The sequence below is a fragment of the Streptomyces sp. NPDC059679 genome (assembly GCF_042734105.1).
Taxonomy (GTDB): domain Bacteria; phylum Actinomycetota; class Actinomycetes; order Streptomycetales; family Streptomycetaceae; genus Streptomyces.
In genome coordinates this window covers 1-17,157 of record NZ_JBHWES010000126.1, presented here as the reverse complement: position 1 = coordinate 17,157, position 17,157 = coordinate 1, and the positions used below count along the sequence as shown (strand labels likewise).

9 protein-coding genes are annotated in these 17,157 nt (G+C 64.8%); 4 read left to right on the top strand and 5 right to left on the bottom strand.

From position 1 onward, the window contains the following. The 5 genes from ACFV2X_RS53885 to ACFV2X_RS53865 all read right to left on the bottom strand — a co-directional run. A partial coding sequence (locus ACFV2X_RS53885; protein ID WP_385631273.1) for an amino acid adenylation domain-containing protein occupies positions 1 to 4,526 on the bottom strand: 4,526 nt, incomplete at its 3' end. Positions 4,527 to 4,650: 124 nt separating this feature from the next. Then, entirely contained in the window at positions 4,651 to 4,869 is a 219-nt protein-coding gene (locus tag ACFV2X_RS53880) for an MbtH family protein (RefSeq protein ID WP_385631271.1), read from the bottom strand. Positions 4,870 to 4,956: 87 nt separating this feature from the next. After that, entirely contained in the window at positions 4,957 to 6,084 is a 1,128-nt protein-coding gene (locus tag ACFV2X_RS53875) for a beta-ketoacyl synthase N-terminal-like domain-containing protein (RefSeq protein WP_385631269.1), read from the bottom strand. A 44-nt stretch (positions 6,085 to 6,128) separates the two neighbouring features. Then, positions 6,129 to 7,373 carry a beta-ketoacyl-[acyl-carrier-protein] synthase family protein gene (locus tag ACFV2X_RS53870; protein WP_385631267.1) on the bottom strand — a complete coding sequence of 415 codons (1,245 nt, stop codon included), beginning with the start codon at positions 7,371 to 7,373 and terminating at the stop codon, positions 6,129 to 6,131. Positions 7,374 to 7,375: 2 nt separating this feature from the next. After that, on the bottom strand, positions 7,376 to 7,621 hold the full coding sequence (locus tag ACFV2X_RS53865) for an acyl carrier protein (protein ID WP_256982967.1): 246 nt from the start codon (positions 7,619 to 7,621) through the stop codon (positions 7,376 to 7,378). 562 nt (positions 7,622 to 8,183) lie between these two features. Here ACFV2X_RS53865 and ACFV2X_RS53860 point away from each other — a divergent pair. The 4 genes from ACFV2X_RS53860 to ACFV2X_RS53845 form a co-directional block, all read left to right on the top strand. Further along, on the top strand, positions 8,184 to 9,065 hold the full coding sequence (locus ACFV2X_RS53860) for a TauD/TfdA family dioxygenase (RefSeq protein ID WP_385631264.1): 882 nt from the start codon (positions 8,184 to 8,186) through the stop codon (positions 9,063 to 9,065). 36 nt (positions 9,066 to 9,101) lie between these two features. Beyond that, positions 9,102 to 11,087, top strand: a complete 1,986-nt coding sequence (locus ACFV2X_RS53855) for an ABC transporter ATP-binding protein (protein WP_385631262.1) — start codon at positions 9,102 to 9,104, stop codon at positions 11,085 to 11,087. Between the two features lie 110 nt (positions 11,088 to 11,197). After that, positions 11,198 to 11,884 carry a thioesterase II family protein gene (locus ACFV2X_RS53850; RefSeq protein ID WP_385631259.1) on the top strand — a complete coding sequence of 229 codons (687 nt, stop codon included), beginning with the start codon at positions 11,198 to 11,200 and terminating at the stop codon, positions 11,882 to 11,884. Positions 11,885 to 11,974: 90 nt separating this feature from the next. Beyond that, positions 11,975 to 17,157 (top strand): amino acid adenylation domain-containing protein (locus ACFV2X_RS53845; RefSeq protein WP_385631257.1); only part of this gene is annotated, 5,183 nt, incomplete at its 3' end.

Sequence of the window (17,157 nt, the reverse complement as noted above, 5' to 3'; positions counted from 1 at the left end):
ATCGACGCCGGATCGAACAGATCGGTCCGGTAGTCGACATGCCCACTCAACCCACCCGGACTGCCATCCCCCGCACGCAACTCGCTGAGATTGACCGTCAGATCGAACTTGACCGCCACCGCGCCCAACGGCTGATCCGTGATGTCCAGGCCGGGCATGGTGAGGTCTGGCTGGCTGTTGTTCTGGAAGGAGAGCATCACCTGGAACAGCGGATGCCGCGCCATCGACCGCTGCGGGTTCAACACCTCCACCAAACGCTCGAACGGCACATCCTGATGCGCGAACGCACCCAGATCCGTCTCCCGCACCCGCCCCACCAACTCACGGAACGTCGGATCACCACTCACATCCGTACGCAACACCAACGTGTTCACGAAGAAACCGACCAGATCATCCAGCGCATCATCCGTACGCCCCGCCACCGCAGTACCGATCGGAACATCCGTACCCGCACCCATCCGCGCCAGCAGAACAGCCAGAGCAGCCTGAACAACCATGAACACACTCGCCCCACCACCCCGAGCCAACTCCACCAACCGCCCATGCACCCCAGCCGGCACCCGCACCCCCACACTCCCACCCACATGCGACGCCACCGCCGGACGTGGCCGGTCCACCGGCAACTCCAACTGCTCCGGCACACCCGCCAGAACACCACGCCAATAACCCAACTGCCGAGAAATCACACTCCCCGGATCATCCTCACTCCCCAACACCTCACGCTGCCACAGCGTGTAATCCGCATACTGCACCTCCAACGGCATCCACCCCGGCACACCACCCCCCAAACGCGCCCCATACGCCACCGACAGATCCCGCGCCAACGGCGCCATCGACCACCCATCAGCCGCAATATGATGCACCACCACCAACAACACAAACTCATCCCCACCCAGCACAAACAACCGCACCCGCAACGGCAGATCACACGACAGATCAAACCCAGCCCCCGCCTCCCTCACCAACAACCCACCCAACTCACCCTCACCCACCCCCACCACATCAACCACCTCAAACGACGGCACCGCCACCCCAGCCTCCACCACCCGCTGAAACGGCTCCCCATCCACCTGCGGAAACACCGTCCGCAAACTCTCATGCCGCCCCACCACATCACCCACCGCCAACCGCAACGCCCCCACATCCAACCGCCCCCGCAACCGCAACGACAACGGCACGTTATACGTACCCGACAACCCCTCCAACTGCCCCAAAAACCACAACCGACGCTGCGCAAAAGACACCGGCACCGCCTCGGGCCGCACGCGCACGCCGAGCTTGGCCCGGGTGGCGTTCCCCGCCGACGCCTCAAGGTGTTCGGCCAGGTCGGCCACGGTCGGGGCCTCGAACAGGGCGCGGATGCTGAGGTCGGTGTCCAGGGTGGCTCGTATGCGGCTGATCAGGCGTGTCGCCAGCAGTGAGTGTCCGCCGAGTGCGAAGAAGCTGTCGTCGATGCCAACCTCGGCGACACCCAGCACCTCCGCGAACAGACCGCACAGAACCTCCTCCTTCGGTGTCCGCGGCCCGCGCCCGGATATGGCTGCCGCGTGGTCGGGGGCAGGCAGGGCCTTGCGATCCAGCTTTCCGTTCGGCGTCAGTGGCAGGCGTTCCAACACCACCAAGGCGGACGGCACCATGTAGTCGGGCAGGCGATCCCTGACGAACCCCAGCACCGCTGCCGTGTCAGTCTGCACCTCACTGTCGGCGACTGGCACCACGTATCCGACCAGCCGCCTGTCGCCCGGACGGTCTTCGCGCACCAGCACCGCTGCCTGCGCCACCGTGTCCTGTGCGGCCAGAACGGCTTCGATCTCACCCAGCTCGATACGGAATCCGCGTACCTTGACCTGGGCGTCCGCACGCCCCACGAACTCCAGCTGCCCGTCCGCCCGCCACCGGACCACATCCCCCGTCCGGTACATCCGCGACCCCGTCACCGTGCCGAACGGATTCGCCACAAACCGCTCCGCCGTCACGGCGGGCTGGTTCACATAGCCACGCGCCAGGCCGGGCCCGGCCACATACAGCTCCCCCGCCACGCCTACCGGCACCGGCTGCAGTCCGGCATCCAGCACAAACACACTGAGGTCGGCTATCTGGCGGCCGATGACGCCCACTTCTCCGGCCGGGGCGGCCGCGCTGAGCGGAGCGAAGGTGACGTGGACCGTGGTTTCGGTGATGCCGTACATATTCACCAGGACAGGGCGCTCACCAGAATCCCGCTGGTACCAGTCCGTCAGCCGCCGCACATCGAGCGCTTCGCCGCCGAAGATGATGAAACGGGTGGCAGAGAACCAATCCTGGACCGTTTCCCCGGTCCCAGCACCAGCCTCAGCTTCGACCTCGGCCTCGGCCTGCATCAGTTGGTAAAACGCGGAAGGCGTCTGATTGAGGATCGTCACGCCTTCGTCGCGGATCAGTTTGAGCATCAGGTCCGGGGAGCGGCTCGCGGTGTAACTGACCACGACAAGGCGACCACCGTGCAGGAGGGACCCCCATACCTCCCAGACGGAGAAGTCGAAGGCATACGAATGGAACATGGTCCAGACGTCCGTGGCCTGGAACTGGAACCGGTCCTTCGTAGCCGACAGCAGACGGACCACATTCTCGTGCGTGACCGCGACGCCTTTGGGCCGCCCCGTCGAGCCGGAGGTGTAGATGACATAGGCCGGGTGTCGGGGCAAAAGTGCCGTCGCCCTGTCCTCGTCCGTGACATCGGCGTCCGGACAGCGCTCGATGGACTTCGCCGTCCCGACCTCGTCGAGCAGGATGAGTTGAGTCTGCTCCGGGGAATGCCGGACCGCGTCCTGAAGCAGGCGGTCGTTGATGGTGCTGCGCGTGACGAGCAGGGCGGGCTCGGCGTCCTGGAGCATTCCGCGGATACGGTCGGCCGGGTAATCGGGGTCGACGGGCACATATCCCGCCCCCGACTTGAGCACCGCCAACAACGCCACCACCAGCTCGGCAGACCGAGGCAGTGCTAAGGCCACGAGCCGTTCGGGTCCTGCACCTCGCGACATCAGATGACGCGCCAGCCGGTTCGCCCGCGCGTTGAGCTCCCCGTACGTCAGCTCCTGGCCTTCGAAGACCACGGCCACAGCATCCGGCGCGCTCCGCGCCTGTGCCTCGAAGAGTTCCGGCAGCGTCGCGTCCGACTTCTGATGTACCGGGTCGTTCCATCCGTGAAGGAGCTGCCGTCGTTCGGCGGGATCCAGGAGGTCGGCCTGTCCGATGGGGGTGTCCGGCTCGGCGATCAGGTTCTTGAGAAGCCGGAGGAAGTTCTTCTGCAGACGCTCCAGCTCTTCACGGCTGTACAGCGCGGCGTTTCCGTCGAAGTCTATGGAGATACCGGAACCTTCATCCCCACCGCGTACGACGATGCACAGGTCACGCACAGGGCCGTTGGAGAGGTTGTGCGGGGTGACGGGCCGGTCGGTGAAGTAGATGTCCTCATCGAAGGAGATGATGTTCGCGGAAACATTCCACAGGGGCTGGTCCCGGCCGAGAGACCGTAGCTCGCGGATGAGCTCTTCCGACCTGTAGCGCTGGCGACGAAGCGATCCGCGAACTTCGCGCGTCGATTGTTCGATCAGCGAAGTGAAAGTCATATCGGGACGCAGGGTGAGGCGCAGGGCCAGGACGTCCGAGGCGGTGCTCGGGGTGATCCTTGAATTCGCGCTCTTGCGTCCCATCACGGGAAGTCCGAAGACAAGGTCCTGGTTTCCCGACAGTCGGTTCAGATAGGCCGCGACGGCGGCGACCGCGACGACCGACCAAGTTGTGCGCGCGGTGAGGGCCAACACACGCAGGCAATCGGCTTCCGAGGGGTTCAATTCGCCCGACGAGCGGAGGAAATCTCCGCCCGCGTGGGCGTTTCCGCTCCCGACGGCTGGGCTGACGGCGTCCGGGTGGTCCGCGAACTTGTCGATCCAGTACTGCCGGTCGCTTGAGTATTTTTCGGAGGTGCGGTATTCCGCCTGCTCTTGGAGGAGCAGGTCGTAGGATCCGAGGCTCCCGGCTGAGTAGGGAACCTCTTTCCTCAAGTCGTTGTATATCTCGGCGAGGCGGCGCTGGAATATGACGCCACCGTAGGAGTCCACCACAATGTGATGGGTTCGCGCATACCAAAGCGTCAGACCTTGAGAGACGGTGAACAGAGCGAAGGTGTACAGCCGTCCGCCGCCCAGCTCTACCGGCTGGGCCAGATCCTGGTTGATCCATCGCTCCACCGCCGCCATCGGGTCCGGTTCTGCCGAGACATCGATGACGGACAGGTCGGGATCCGACGGGGTCTGGATCGTTTGCCAGACCTTGCCGTCATCCTCCTCGAAGCGGACGTGAAGCACCTCCGTTTCCCTGAATGTGTGACGGAAAGCCTCGCGAAACAGGGTCAGGTCCAGTTCGCCGTGGATTTCGACGAATTCGCCGACGTTGTATGAGCGGCCGGTCGGATCCAACTTGTGGCCAAACCAGATTCCCGACTGGGCCGTCGACAGTTCTCGACGTGTGTTCCGACCTTCAGGCATCGTCACTCACCTTGACCGTGTATTCCGTTCGCCTGCTCCGTCAGCGCGTACTGCTGCTTGTTGATGGGGACGCGGGACCGGGACGGAGAAGATGTCCCCATCAACAAGCTTGTTCACATCCGGTCTAGGAAGCCGCCTCGTTCATGGCCTTGACCAGGCTACGAGGGCGCATGTCGGTCCAGTGCTCGTTGATGTAGTCGAGGCACGCCTGTCGGTTGTCCTCGCCGTGCACGGAGACCCATCCGGCCGGTACCTCCACAAAAGTGGGCCACAGGGAGTGCTGGCCTTCGTCGTTGACGAGAACCAGGTATGTGCCGTCGGGGTCTTCGAACGGGTTGCTCATGACTTTCCTCCAGTCGAATGCATAACAGGACGGGTTTCGCTGCCGACTGCCGCCGGGCATCCTTCAAGTTTGTCTTACAGTTTTGTCTTACGGTTGGTCTTGCCGGACGCCGTCGAGCAGTCGAAGGATCGCGCAAGCGACCGAACCATCGGGGTCGATCGAACTGACGACGCCGAGACGGCCAACGGATTCCGGGGAGCGGGCGGCAGCACTGAGCATGCCGATCACGTCGAAGCCCGCAGAGGCCGCGGAGGTGTCGCCGATCAGATCCGAGACGGATACGCGAGAGAGCGCGGCGGCGGCGAAGAGACTTCCGAGAAGCTTGTTTTCCTCTTCGCCCGCTGGGCCGGCAATTCCGCTGGGCAACACGGCCCAGACGTCGTCCGCGGTGGCCTTGGCGCTGGCCAGTGCGCCGTGCAGACACGCGCCGAGCACGCCGCTGAGGTCGTCGTCCGTGTTGACACGGAACTCCACCGCGAGGACTTCGGCCAGGGCGGGACGGTGCCCAGAGACCAGTGACGCTCCCGTCTCCAACAGCAGGAGCGCGCACCCCTCCCCCAGGACCACATCCCCTCCCCCACGCCGGTGGTACTCCAGCCACGAGCGGGCGTTCGAGTACTCCTCCACGCCGCCGCACAGCACTCGTTCGGCACGCCGATGCGTCAGCAGTCGCTGCCCGTATTTGAGAGCGAGCAGCGCGGCCGCCCGGCCGCCCGCGATGGTGCTGTTGGGTCCTTGAAGCTGGTGCCAGATGGCGCTGGCTGAAGCGGCGCGGTTCATCACCATGTTCGGGGCGAGCGCGGCCGGCACATGGTGCGGTTTGGCGCCGGTCAGGGATGCCTTGGTGAAGTCCATATAGCCCTGGGGGGTACCGGTGGTGGTGCCCATGACCATGGCGATGTTCGGCCCGCCGGATATCGGGGCTTCCTCGGGCGCCTCGTGGAAGAGTTCGCGAACCGCGGTGACCGCCAAGGCGGCCTCACGCCCCAGTACGCGCGTTCCGCTCTTTCCCAGAACTTCTCGTATGTTGAAGTCAGGAACCAGGCAGATGTTGGTATCCGGGACGGTCTGCCAATCGTCGGGATCCGGGGGCGCTGCGGTCTTCCGCCCGGTGTGAAGTCCCTCGGAGAATGCGGCGCTGCCTATTCCGAAGGGGGAAACAGCCGACCATCTTGAGATATAGATCTGATTCGGCCCGCTGGGCTCGTCGCTCATCGCTGGTGTTCCCTCTCTAGAAGCAGGCACGCGGGATGCGCGACTCAACGCGGATCTTTGGTGTATTTGCCGAGCATGACGACGGCGTTGTTCCCACCGAACGCAAGGCCGTTGTTCTGCACGATTCGCACCTCCGCGTCGAGACTCTGATTGGGGACGCAGTCGATGGGGCATTCCGGGTCCGGCCGGCGGTGGTTGGCCGTCGGCGGGATGAATCCGTGCGTGATGGCGAGCGCTCCGGCGATGGCCCCGAGGGCGCTCGCCGCCCCCATGGTGTGGCCGATCATGGACTTGATGCCGACCATCGGGGGTGGGCTGTCGCCGTAGACCTGCTGAATCGCCCGAGTCTCGGTGAGGTCATTGGTTTTGGTGCCGGTGCCGTGCGCGCAGATGAGGTCGACGTCCTCGGGCTTCAGATCCGCGTCTTCGAGCGAGAGGCGTATACAGCGTGCGACGCTGTCCTCTTCGGGTGCGGTGGGATGGTGCGCATCGCAGTTCAGCCCGTATCCCAGGATTTCCGCATAGACATGCGCTCCCCGTGCGAGCGCTGACTCTTCGCTTTCGAGAAGCATGACGCCGGCGCCCTCGCCGGTCAGCAGTCCTTCTCGGTCCGCGTCGAAGGGGCGGCATTCGTCAGGGGAGATCAGCCCGAGCCGGTAAAATCCTGCGAAGTTCTTGCGGCACAGCCCGTCGGTTCCGCCTACCAGCGCATAGTCGACTTCGCCTGAACGCACCGCGTCAAGGCCGCTGCCCAGCGCGTAGTTACCGGCGGAGCAGGCCGTGGGGATCGTCGAGACTTCGACGTCGGAGAGCTTGAATTCCTTGGCGACAGCCATCGACAAGCTCAGGGCGGGGGCTCGGCGGGCGATCTCCGGTTCCATGCGGTCCGGACCGTGCCGTAGCGCCGTCTCCGCCAAGTGATCGAGGTCATGGCCTTCGCCATCGGTTGTCCCGATCGCTATCAGGCCGCGCTTGCTCCGTAGATCCTCTTCAGCCAGCTCGGCGTCGGCCACAGCCATGCGTGCGGCCGCTACCGAAAACTGTGATGCCCGGCCGAGGTCTGCGAGCGGGACCCGATGGATATGGTCCGTCAGATCGATATTGGATACTTGGTGGCCGCGCGCGTACTGAAATCCAGCGGTATCGAACAAGGTGATAGGAGCCGTGCCGACACGCCCGGCACGCAAGGCATCTTTATATTCCGTCACCCCGTTACCAACGCTGGAAAGCACTCCCGCTCCGGTGAGGAGCACCCGGCGACGACTCGGGTCAGCTTCCCTTGCAGACAAGGCTACTTGGCTCCGTATTCGTCGAGTATCTCCAGGATGGCGGCGATGTTGACCATCCGCGAGGCCGCCTTGGGGTCGATCTCAACAGAAAAAGTCGTCTCAAGGTGGGTGAGAATCTCGATGGCATCGAGTGAGTCGGCACCATGCTCTTCGACGAGCAGACCGGTTCGGGTGAGGCTCGACTCATCCAGCTCAACAACGTTAGCAACGATCTCGCGGACCTTCGCCTCGCGCTCGTCGTCAGACAATGCGATCCCCCATCTCTCAGCACACAAGGTTGCAGTCAGGCTCAGGCCAGGCGCTGGTTCGCTGCGATTAACCAGGCCCGGTCATCCTCCGCAGGATTCTCTCCGGGACACGGCTCGGCATGAACGCCGATCATTTAGGCCTCAACCGCTTCCAGGCATCCCCCTCGGGCGGAGTGTATCCACCAACTGCGCCACTTCGTCTACCAGTTCTCCAGATTCCTCGCGCAATCTGCCCTGGATGTAGGTCACTTGAACGAAGACATCCCATTTCATCTGCTTGGCGCCATGTCAAGAACCCGAGTTGACCCCACGCACTCATCCGCTCACCCCGAGTTTCACTTCCGGCAGTTGACGGCAGGCACTTCGCTCAACTTGCACAAGAGAGGAACCTCCACGGAAGCCGATAGGCCAGTAGGGTCGGTTACACACAACTCAGGCCATGCCAGGCTTGCTTGGGATCGGCTGAGCGTCCCCGGTGGGGCGACGGCCACGGTGGAGAGGATTCGGACGGTTGATAGCTCCGAGTTGGCAACCGCGTGAACTGACTCCGGACAGCGGGAGTGTGTCAGCGAGCCCGGCCGGGCTGGTCGACCTGTTAAACCTGGTCGATCTGACCGATTTGCTGGTGAAAGAGAAGGCGCTCGTCTTCCGTGGATTCGGCATCACCGCCGAGTCCTATGACGAGGTGGCCACCGCCCTCCTGCCTCGCCGCCTGGCATACATCCACGGAAACTCGCCGCGTACCAAAGTCGGACAGAACGTCTACACATCGACCGAATACCCGCCCGAGTTCACCATCTCCATGCACAATGAGATGTCGTACGCACACACTTGGCCATCTCGTCTGTTGTTCTTCTGCGAGCAGGCCCCGACCAGCGGCGGCGCCACTCCTGTGGTCGACGGACAACTCTGGTTGGAGTCCATAGACCCCGAGATTCAAGACGCGTTCGCGGGAGGAGTCCGGTACATTCAGAACCTCCACGACGGTTACGGGCTCGGCAAGAGCTGGCAGGCCACGTTCGAGACCGAGGACCCCGTCGAGGTCGAGGCGTTCCTGGACAAGGCCGGAGCCGATTGGAAATGGAAGGGCGACGGCACGCTATGGATCAGCCAACTACGCCCGGCCACGACACGGCACCCCGTCACCGACACCGAGGTGTGGTTCAACCAGGCTGATCAGTTCCACATCGCGGGCCTGGGCGACGATGCCCGGGAGATGGCCGAGTTGTTGTCCGAAGACGAGATGCCGCAGTCCGTCACCTTCGCCGACGGCACCCCCATACCCTCCGAGTACATCACGCATATCCAGGAGATCGGGCTTCGCCTGGCCGTCGATGTGGAATGGCAGACCGGAAGTCTGCTCCTCATCGACAACGTGCTCGTGGGCCACGGGCGACGGCCGTTCGCCGGCCCACGCCGGGTGTTGGTCGCGATGTCGGACTGACGGTGTCTTCGGACTGAAAGTGTCGAGGGACGGGTGATGGCACGATCAGCGGCCGCGGGAAGGCCGAACCAGCGCTCGATGAACTTCAAGGGGTCGAGCAAGCGGCTTATTGCCCGGTTCAAACCGGAACGGGTCACGGTCTTCGCCATGCTGCTCGTCGGTGTGCCGAGCGTCGCGCTCTCCGTACTGGGACCGAAGATCCTCGGCGAGGCAACCGACCTGATCTTCGCCGGGCTGGTCGGGCGCCAGTTCCCCGATGGGGTGTCCAAAGAACAGGCCATCGCCGAGATGCGAGCCAAGGGCGAGGACGGTGTGGGTGTCCTGTCCGGGGTGGACTTCACGCCTGGCAAGGGCATCGACTCGGGCGCGGTGGGCTCCGTCGTACTGCTCGCCCTCGGCGTCTTTCTCCTGGCCGGGCTGCTGATGGCGGTGGCGACGCGGCTGTCCAACCGCGCGATCAACCGGACGGTGTTCCGGATGCGCGGGGAAGTGCAGGCCAAGCTGTCACGGCTGCCGCTGTCGTACTTCGACACACGGCAGCGGGGGGAGGTGCTCAGCCGGGCCACCAATGACCTCGACAACATCAATCAGGTTCTGCAGCAGACGATGGGCCAGCTCATCAACTCGCTGTTCACCATCGTCGGCGTGCTGGGGATGATGTTCTGGATCTCCCCCCTGCTGGCGTTGGTCGCGCTGATCACCGTGCCGCTGTCGGCGGTGGTGGCCATGCGGGTCGGCAAACGGTCGCAGCCGCTGTTCGCTCAGCAGTGGAAGTCCACCGGCAAGCTGAACGGACACATCGAGGAGATGTACACCGGTCATTCCCTGGTGAAGGCCTTCGGCCGCGAAGAGGCATCGGCCCGGGCGTTCGCCGAACACAACGAAGCGCTCTACCGAGCCGGCTTCAAGGCGCAGTTCAACAGCGGGCTCATGCAGCCCCTGATGTTCTTCGTCTCGAACCTGAACTATGTGCTGGTGGCGGTCGTGGGCGGACTGCGGGTGGCCTCCGGTGCGCTGTCCATCGGAGAGGTGCAGGCGTTCATCCAGTACTCACGGCAAATCAGCCAGCCACTGACACAGGTGGCCTCTATGGCGAACATGGTGCAATCGGGGGTCGCCTCAGCTGAGCGGATCTTCGAGCTGCTGGACGCGGAGGAACAATCGCCCGAACCCGGCTCGTCCGCCCGCTCCGCAGAGCTGAAGGCCAGCGGCACCACAGAGCTCAAGGTCGGCGGGTCCGCAGGGCTCAATGGCGTCGGGTCCGCAGGGCTGAAGGGCAGCGTCTCATTCGAAAACGTATCGTTCCGCTACGACCCCGATAGACCACTCATCGAGGACCTGTCGCTGACCGTCGCGCCCGGGCAGACCGTCGCCATCGTCGGACCGACCGGTGCCGGGAAGACCACACTGGTCAACCTGTTGATGCGCTTTTACGAGCTGACCGGCGGGCGGATCACGGTGGACGGGGCCGACATCTCACATATGCCTCGCGAGGAGCTGCGGGCCGGCATCGGCATGGTCCTCCAGGACACCTGGCTGTTCGGTGGCACCATCGCGGACAATATCGCCTACGGCTCCGCCCGATCCGTCACCCGCCACGAGATCGAAGAGGCGGCGCGTGCCGCGCATGCCGACCGCTTCATCCGAACGCTGCCGGACGGTTACGACACGGTCCTCGACGACGAGGGAGCGGGGGTGAGCGCCGGTGAGAAGCAGCTCATCACCATCGCCCGCGCCTTCATCTCCGATCCCGTGATCCTCGTCCTGGACGAGGCGACCAGCTCGGTCGACACCCGCACCGAAGCACTGATCCAGAAGGCGATGGCACAGCTTGCTCACGGCCGTACGAGCTTTGTCGTCGCTCACCGACTCTCGACCATCCGCGATGCGGACACGATCTTGGTGATGGAGGACGGCTCGATCGTCGAGCAGGGCACACACGAGAAGTTGGTGGCGGCCGGTGGGGCCTACGCCCGGCTCTACAAGGCGCAATTCGAGCAGGTTGCCGCGGCAGCCGACTAGACACAACGACATCGAAAAGGCCATCTAAAAACGGGGACGAGTTGCTCAGCACAGGTTTCAATCCAACAGATCGCTGGATCCGCCGGAACAGAACTTCAAGCAACTTGCGCATGCGCTTGGTCTGCTTCCCTCACGCAGGCGGATCCGCCAATTTTTTTTATTCTTGGTCAGATTTCCTGCCGACCGATGTGGAATTGCTCTCCGTCCAGTACCCGGGCCGACAGGAACGCCTCACCGAACCCTGCATCGAGAACATGGACGAACTCGTTGCCGGGATCACCCATTCTCTGTCGCGTTTCCTCGATCGCCCCTTCGTTCTCTTCGGGCACAGCATGGGGGCATCGGTAGCCTTCGAGGTCTCTCGTCAACTGGAGAGAACCTTCGGAGTCAGCCCGAGAATGCTGTACGTCTCGGGACAAGAGGCTCCCCACATGCCGATGAGGCGGGAGCCGGTCAGCGACGATGACGAAGCCCTGCTCTCCGAAATCCGCAGGATAAATGGCGGCAATGCAGAAGCGCTCGACGACCCGGACCTCAGGGACCTGGCGCTACCGGCAATACGTGCCGACTTCCGCCTGATTGAGGCGTACCGCCCCCAGCCGGTCAGATCGATTTCGGCGCCTATCACCTCATATGTGGGTGACCAGGACGCCGACGTGGACTTCGACAGCGCGCGGGCATGGGCGCAGTCGACGCGAGGGGTCTTCCGCTTCCAGACCTTCCCCGGTGGGCACTTCTATCTATCGGATTGCCAACCGGGATTCGTCTCCGATCTCGTCCGTGCAGTGGATCACTAGCCTGCCTCAGCAGGTTCAGTCGTAACCTCCGCCAATCCTCACCCTAGCGACGACTTCTCCCCACTCGATTATCAAGAAGGGACACGGCTTGTGATTCCGGTGTCTTTTGCGCAGCGTCGGTTGTGGTTTTTGGGGCAGTTGGAGGGGTTGTCGGGTACGTATAACGTGCCGTTGTCGTTGCGGTTGCGGGGACGGTTGGATGTGGGGGCGTTGCGGCTGGCAGTGGCTGATGTGGTGGGGCGGCATGAGAGTTTGCGGACGGTGTTTCCGCAGGTGGATGGGAAGCCCTTTCAGCGGATCGTGGAGGCTGGGGTGGCGGTGCCGTCGTTTGAGGTGGTTGATGTGGTGGGGGTGGATGAGGGTGAGTTGGCTGGGTTGTTGGTGAGGGAGGCGGGGGCTGGGTTTGATCTGTCGTGTGATCTGCCGTTGCGGATGCGGTTGTTCGTGCTGGGTGGGGATGAGTTTGTGTTGTTGGTGGTGGTGCATCATATTGCGGCGGATGGGTGGTCGATGGCGCCGTTCGCGCGAGATCTGTCGCTGGCCTATGCGGCGCGTGTGGCCGGTGGTGTGCCGGGATGGAAGCCGCTGGAGGTGCAGTATGCGGATTACACGTTGTGGCAGCGTGAGGTCCTGGGCAGTGAGGATGACCCGGACAGTGTGATCTCTCGGCAACTGGCCTACTGGACCGCTGCTCTGGTGGGGGTACCGGAGCAATTGGAGTTGCCGGTGGACCGGCCGCGGCCGACGGTGGCGTCGCATGTGGGTGGCAGTGTGGCGGTGCGGGTTCCGGCCGGGGTACACGGGCGGCTGGTGGAGCTGGCGCAGGGCAGTGGTGCGAGTGTGTTCATGGTGGTGCAGGCGGCTTTGGCTGTGTCGTTGATGAAGATGGGTGCGGGGTGTGACATTCCGATCGGTACGGCAGTAGCCGGGCGGACGGATGATGCTCTGGATGATCTGGTCGGCTTCTTCGTCAACACGCTGGTGCTGCGTACGGATGTCAGTGGGGATCCCACGTTCCGTGAGCTGGTGCAGCGGGTACGGGAAACGGACCTGGCTGCCTACGCCCACCAGGACGTGCCGTTCGAGCGTTTGGTGGAGGTGCTGAATCCGCAGCGGTCGATGGCCCGGCATCCGCTGTTCCAGGTGATGCTCTCCTTCCAGAACAACACCCGGCCAGACCTGGCCATGCCCGGCCTGGAGATCACTCACCAGCCGCTACAGGACGTCTCCGCCAGGTTCGACCTGACGCTCAACCTCGGTGAACACCGCGCCGAAGAGGGTGCTCCCAACGGCATGGTCGGCCGACTCGACTACCGCACCGACCTGTTCGACCAGGCCACCATTGAGGCGATGGCTGCTCGTTTTGTGCGGGTGTTGGAGGCGATCGCCGCGGATCCGGATGTGCCGGTGGGGCGCATTGATGTGCTGGGTGAGGCCGAGCGGCGGCAGTTGCTGGTCGAGTGGAATGACACGGCGCATGCGGTGCCGGATGTGGTGGTGCCGGAATTGTTCGAGGCTCAGGTGGCGCGGACACCGGATGCGATGGCGGTGGTGTGCGAGGGTGAGGAGCTGAGCTATGGCGAGTTGAATGTGCGGGCGAACCGGCTGGCCCGGTACCTGATCGGGCAGGGGGCCGGGCCTGAGCGGCTGGTGGCGGTGGCCCTGCCACGCTCGGCCGACCTGGTCGTGGCACTGCTGGCGGTAATGAAGTCGGGAGCGGCGTACGTGCCCGTGGACCCCGAACTGCCCGCGGAGCGCATCAGCTACATGCTGCGGGATGCCGATCCACTGCTCCTGGTCACCGACACCACAACCACCACCTTGCTGCCCGCTCTGGCCGGGCGGCCGGCCGGGGACGAGCTGTCCGTGGTGGTGGATGCTGCTGAGACGGCTGCGCGGATCGCCGCACAGTCGGGCACAACCGTGTGCGACACCGACCGCGCGGGCGTACTGCTGCCGGGGCATCCGGTGTACGCCATCTATACCTCCGGCTCCACCGGCCGGCCCAAAGGCGTGGTCATCCCCCACCACGGTCTGGTGAACTACCTGGCCCGCGCCACCGAGGCATACCCTGAACTGTCCGGCACCACCGTCGCCCACGCCTCCATCTCCTTCGACATCGGCATCACGGTGCTCTACGGCACCCTGATCTGCGGCGGACAGGTCCACATCGCACCCTGGGACTCCGCCCCCGCATCGCCACACCCCAACAACGAGCCGGTCAGCCTGGTCAAGATCACCCCCAGCCACCTCCCCCTCCTGGACGATTCCGCCCACCAGCCATCCGGCCGCCTCATCATCGCCGGCGAACCCCTCCCCACCGAAGCCCTCCACACCTGGCACACCCACCACCCCCAAACCGCCGTCACCAACAGCTACGGCCCCACCGAAACCACCGTCGCCGCCACCGACCACACCATCCCCACACCCACCGGCGGGGGGTCGGCCACCGGAACCATCCCCATCGGCCGTCCCATATGGAACACCCGTACCTACGTCCTGGACCATGCCCTGCGCCCGGTGCCGGCGGGGGTGGCGGGCGAGTTGTACATCGCCGGGACCGGCCTGGCCCGCGGATATCTCCACCGACCCGTCCTCACTGCTGAACGCTTCACCCCCGACCCATTCGGCCCACCCGGCTCCCGCATGTACCGCACCGGCGACCTCGCCCGCTGGAACACCAACGGCACACTCGAACACCTCGGCCGCACCGACACCCAAGTCAAGGTGCATGGTTTTCGTATTGAGCTAGGTGAGGTCGAGGCTGCTATGGGTGGGGTTGCGGGGGTGACTCAGGCAGCAGCTGTGGTGCGTGAGGATCGGCCTGGTGAAAAGCGGTTGGTGGGTTATGTGGTGCCCGCGGATGTGGTGGCGGGTGTCGATACGGCCATGGTGCTTGAGAGGGTCAGGGGTCGGCTTCCTGATTACATGGTGCCCTCGGCGCTGGTGGTGCTTGAGCGGCTGCCGTTGACGGGGAACGGGAAGCTGGACCGGGCGGCATTGCCTGTGCCTGATGTTGCGGTGGCTGCTTCCGGGCGGGTGGCGCGGACACCTCGGGAGGAGGTGTTGTGCCGGCTGTTCGCCGAGGTCCTGGGGGTGCCTGGCGTCGGGATCGATGATGGTTTCTTCGATCTGGGTGGTGACAGTATTGTGTCGATCCAGTTGGTTGCTCGTGCGCGGGCGGTGGGTTTGGTGTTCACGCCGCGGGATGTGTTCGAGCGTAAGACCGTGGAAGCCCTCGCCCGGGTCGCTACGGAGCCTGGTGCCGCGGTTGCGGGGGGTGGTCCGGCTGGCGGTGGGGTGGGTGGTGTTGTTCTGACGCCGGTGATGCATCGGTTGCGTGAGCTGGGTGGTGGGGTGGACCGGTTCAGCCAGGGTGTCCTGCTCCAGGCGCCTGCCGGGCTGGGCACGGAGTATCTGACGGCCGCGGTGCAGACGGTCCTGGACCACCACGACGCCCTGCGTGCCCGTCTGACCGTCCATGACGACTCCACCTGGGACCTGCACATCCCGCCCGCCGGCCAGACCGACGCCGCGCGGTGCGTGCGGCGTGTGGATGTCACCGGTGTGGCCGACGACGGTCTGGACGAGGTCATCACGGCGGAGGCGGAGTCCGCCCGGGAGCGGCTTTCGCCCAGGTCGGGGGTGATGGTTCAGGCCGTGTGGTTCGATGCCGGCCCCGAGACGGCCGGGCGGCTGCTGATCGTGGCGCATCACCTGGTGGTCGACGGGGTGTCATGGCGGATCCTGCTCCCCGACCTCCAGACCGCCTGGCAAGCAGCCACCACCAGCACGCCCTGCACCCTCCAGCCGGCCGGGACGTCTTTCCGGCAGTGGGCCGCGGGCCTGACCGAAACAGCCCAGAACCAACGATGGACGCAAGAGCTGCCCTGGTGGAAGAGCGTGGCGAGCACCACGGACCCACTCATGGGCACCCGTGCGCTGGATCCCGCCCGTGACACCGCCGGCGGTGCGCGGCGGTTGACGGTGACCCTGGGCGCCGAGCACACCCAGCCCCTGCTGACCGACCTGCCCGCCCTCTTCCACGCCGGCATCAACGACGTCCTCCTCACCGCCCTCACCCTCGCCGTCATGCGCTGGCGTGCTGCCCGCGGCCAGCACACCGGGCAGGGACTGCTGGTGGACCTGGAATCGCATGGGCGTCATGAGAGCGTGGTGGAGGGGGCAGGGCTGTCGGGGACGGTGGGCTGGTTCACCTCCCACCACCCCGTCCACCTGGACCCCGGCATCTTCAACCAGGCCCAGGCCTGGGCCGGCGGCGCCGACCTGGGCCGCGTCCTCAAACGCATCAAGGAACAACTCCGCGCCACCCCCAACGACGGCATCGGCTACGGGCTCCTGCGCTACCTCAACCCCGCCACCAGCCCCGAGCTCGCAGACCTGCCCGTCCCGCAGATCGGGTTCAACTACCTCGGCCGCCTCCCCATCGGCCACCGCGCCGACTGGACGCCGGCCGCCCACTCCACCACCGCAGGCTCCGGACCCGACCCCGACATGCCCCTCACCCACACCCTCACCATCAACACCCTCACCCAGGACACCCCCCACGGCCCCACCCTCACCACCACCCTCACCTGGCCCCACACCCTCCTCACCCAGCAGGACGCAAAAGACCTCGCCGACAGCTACCACCAAGCCCTCACCGCCCTCGCACGCCACGCCACCCTCCCCGACACCGGCGGACGCACCCCCTCAGACCTCCCCCTCCTCCACCTCACCCAAGCCGACATCGACCACCTCGAAACCACCCATCCCCACACCACCGACATCTGGCCCCTCGCACCCCTGCAAGAAGGCCTCCTCTTCCACGCCCTCTACGACACCCACGGCCACGACGTCTACGCCTCCCAGCAAACCTTCCGCATCACCGGCCCCCTCAACATCCCCACCCTCAAAACCGCCCTCACCACCCTCCTGACCCGCCACCCCAACCTCCGCGCCGGCTTCCACCACCAAAACCTCACCCACCCCATCCAAATCATCCCCACCACCACCCAACTCCCCTGGCAAGAACTCGACTGGACCCACCTCAACCCCGACACACAGGAAACCTCCCTCACCACCTGGCTGGAGGAAGACCAGAACCGCCGGTTCAACCTCGACCAGCCACCACTGATCCGCTTCACCCTCATCCACCTCGCACCACAGTCCTACCGCCTGATCTTCACCAACCACCACATCCTCCTCGACGGCTGGTCCCTCCCCGTCCTCATGCGGGAACTGTTCACCCTCTACGCCCACCAAGGCAACGA

Excerpts from the sequence above, each read along its gene's own strand:
- ACFV2X_RS53880 (WP_385631271.1), bottom strand. The coding sequence starts at position 4,869 with ATGAGCAACCCGTTCGAAGACCCCGACGGCACATACCTGGTTCTCGTC.
- ACFV2X_RS53875 (WP_385631269.1), bottom strand. The coding sequence starts at position 6,084 with ATGAGCGACGAGCCCAGCGGGCCGAATCAGATCTATATCTCAAGATGG.
- ACFV2X_RS53855 (WP_385631262.1), top strand. The coding sequence starts at position 9,102 with ATGGCACGATCAGCGGCCGCGGGAAGGCCGAACCAGCGCTCGATGAAC.
- ACFV2X_RS53850 (WP_385631259.1), top strand. The coding sequence starts at position 11,198 with ATGCGCTTGGTCTGCTTCCCTCACGCAGGCGGATCCGCCAATTTTTTT.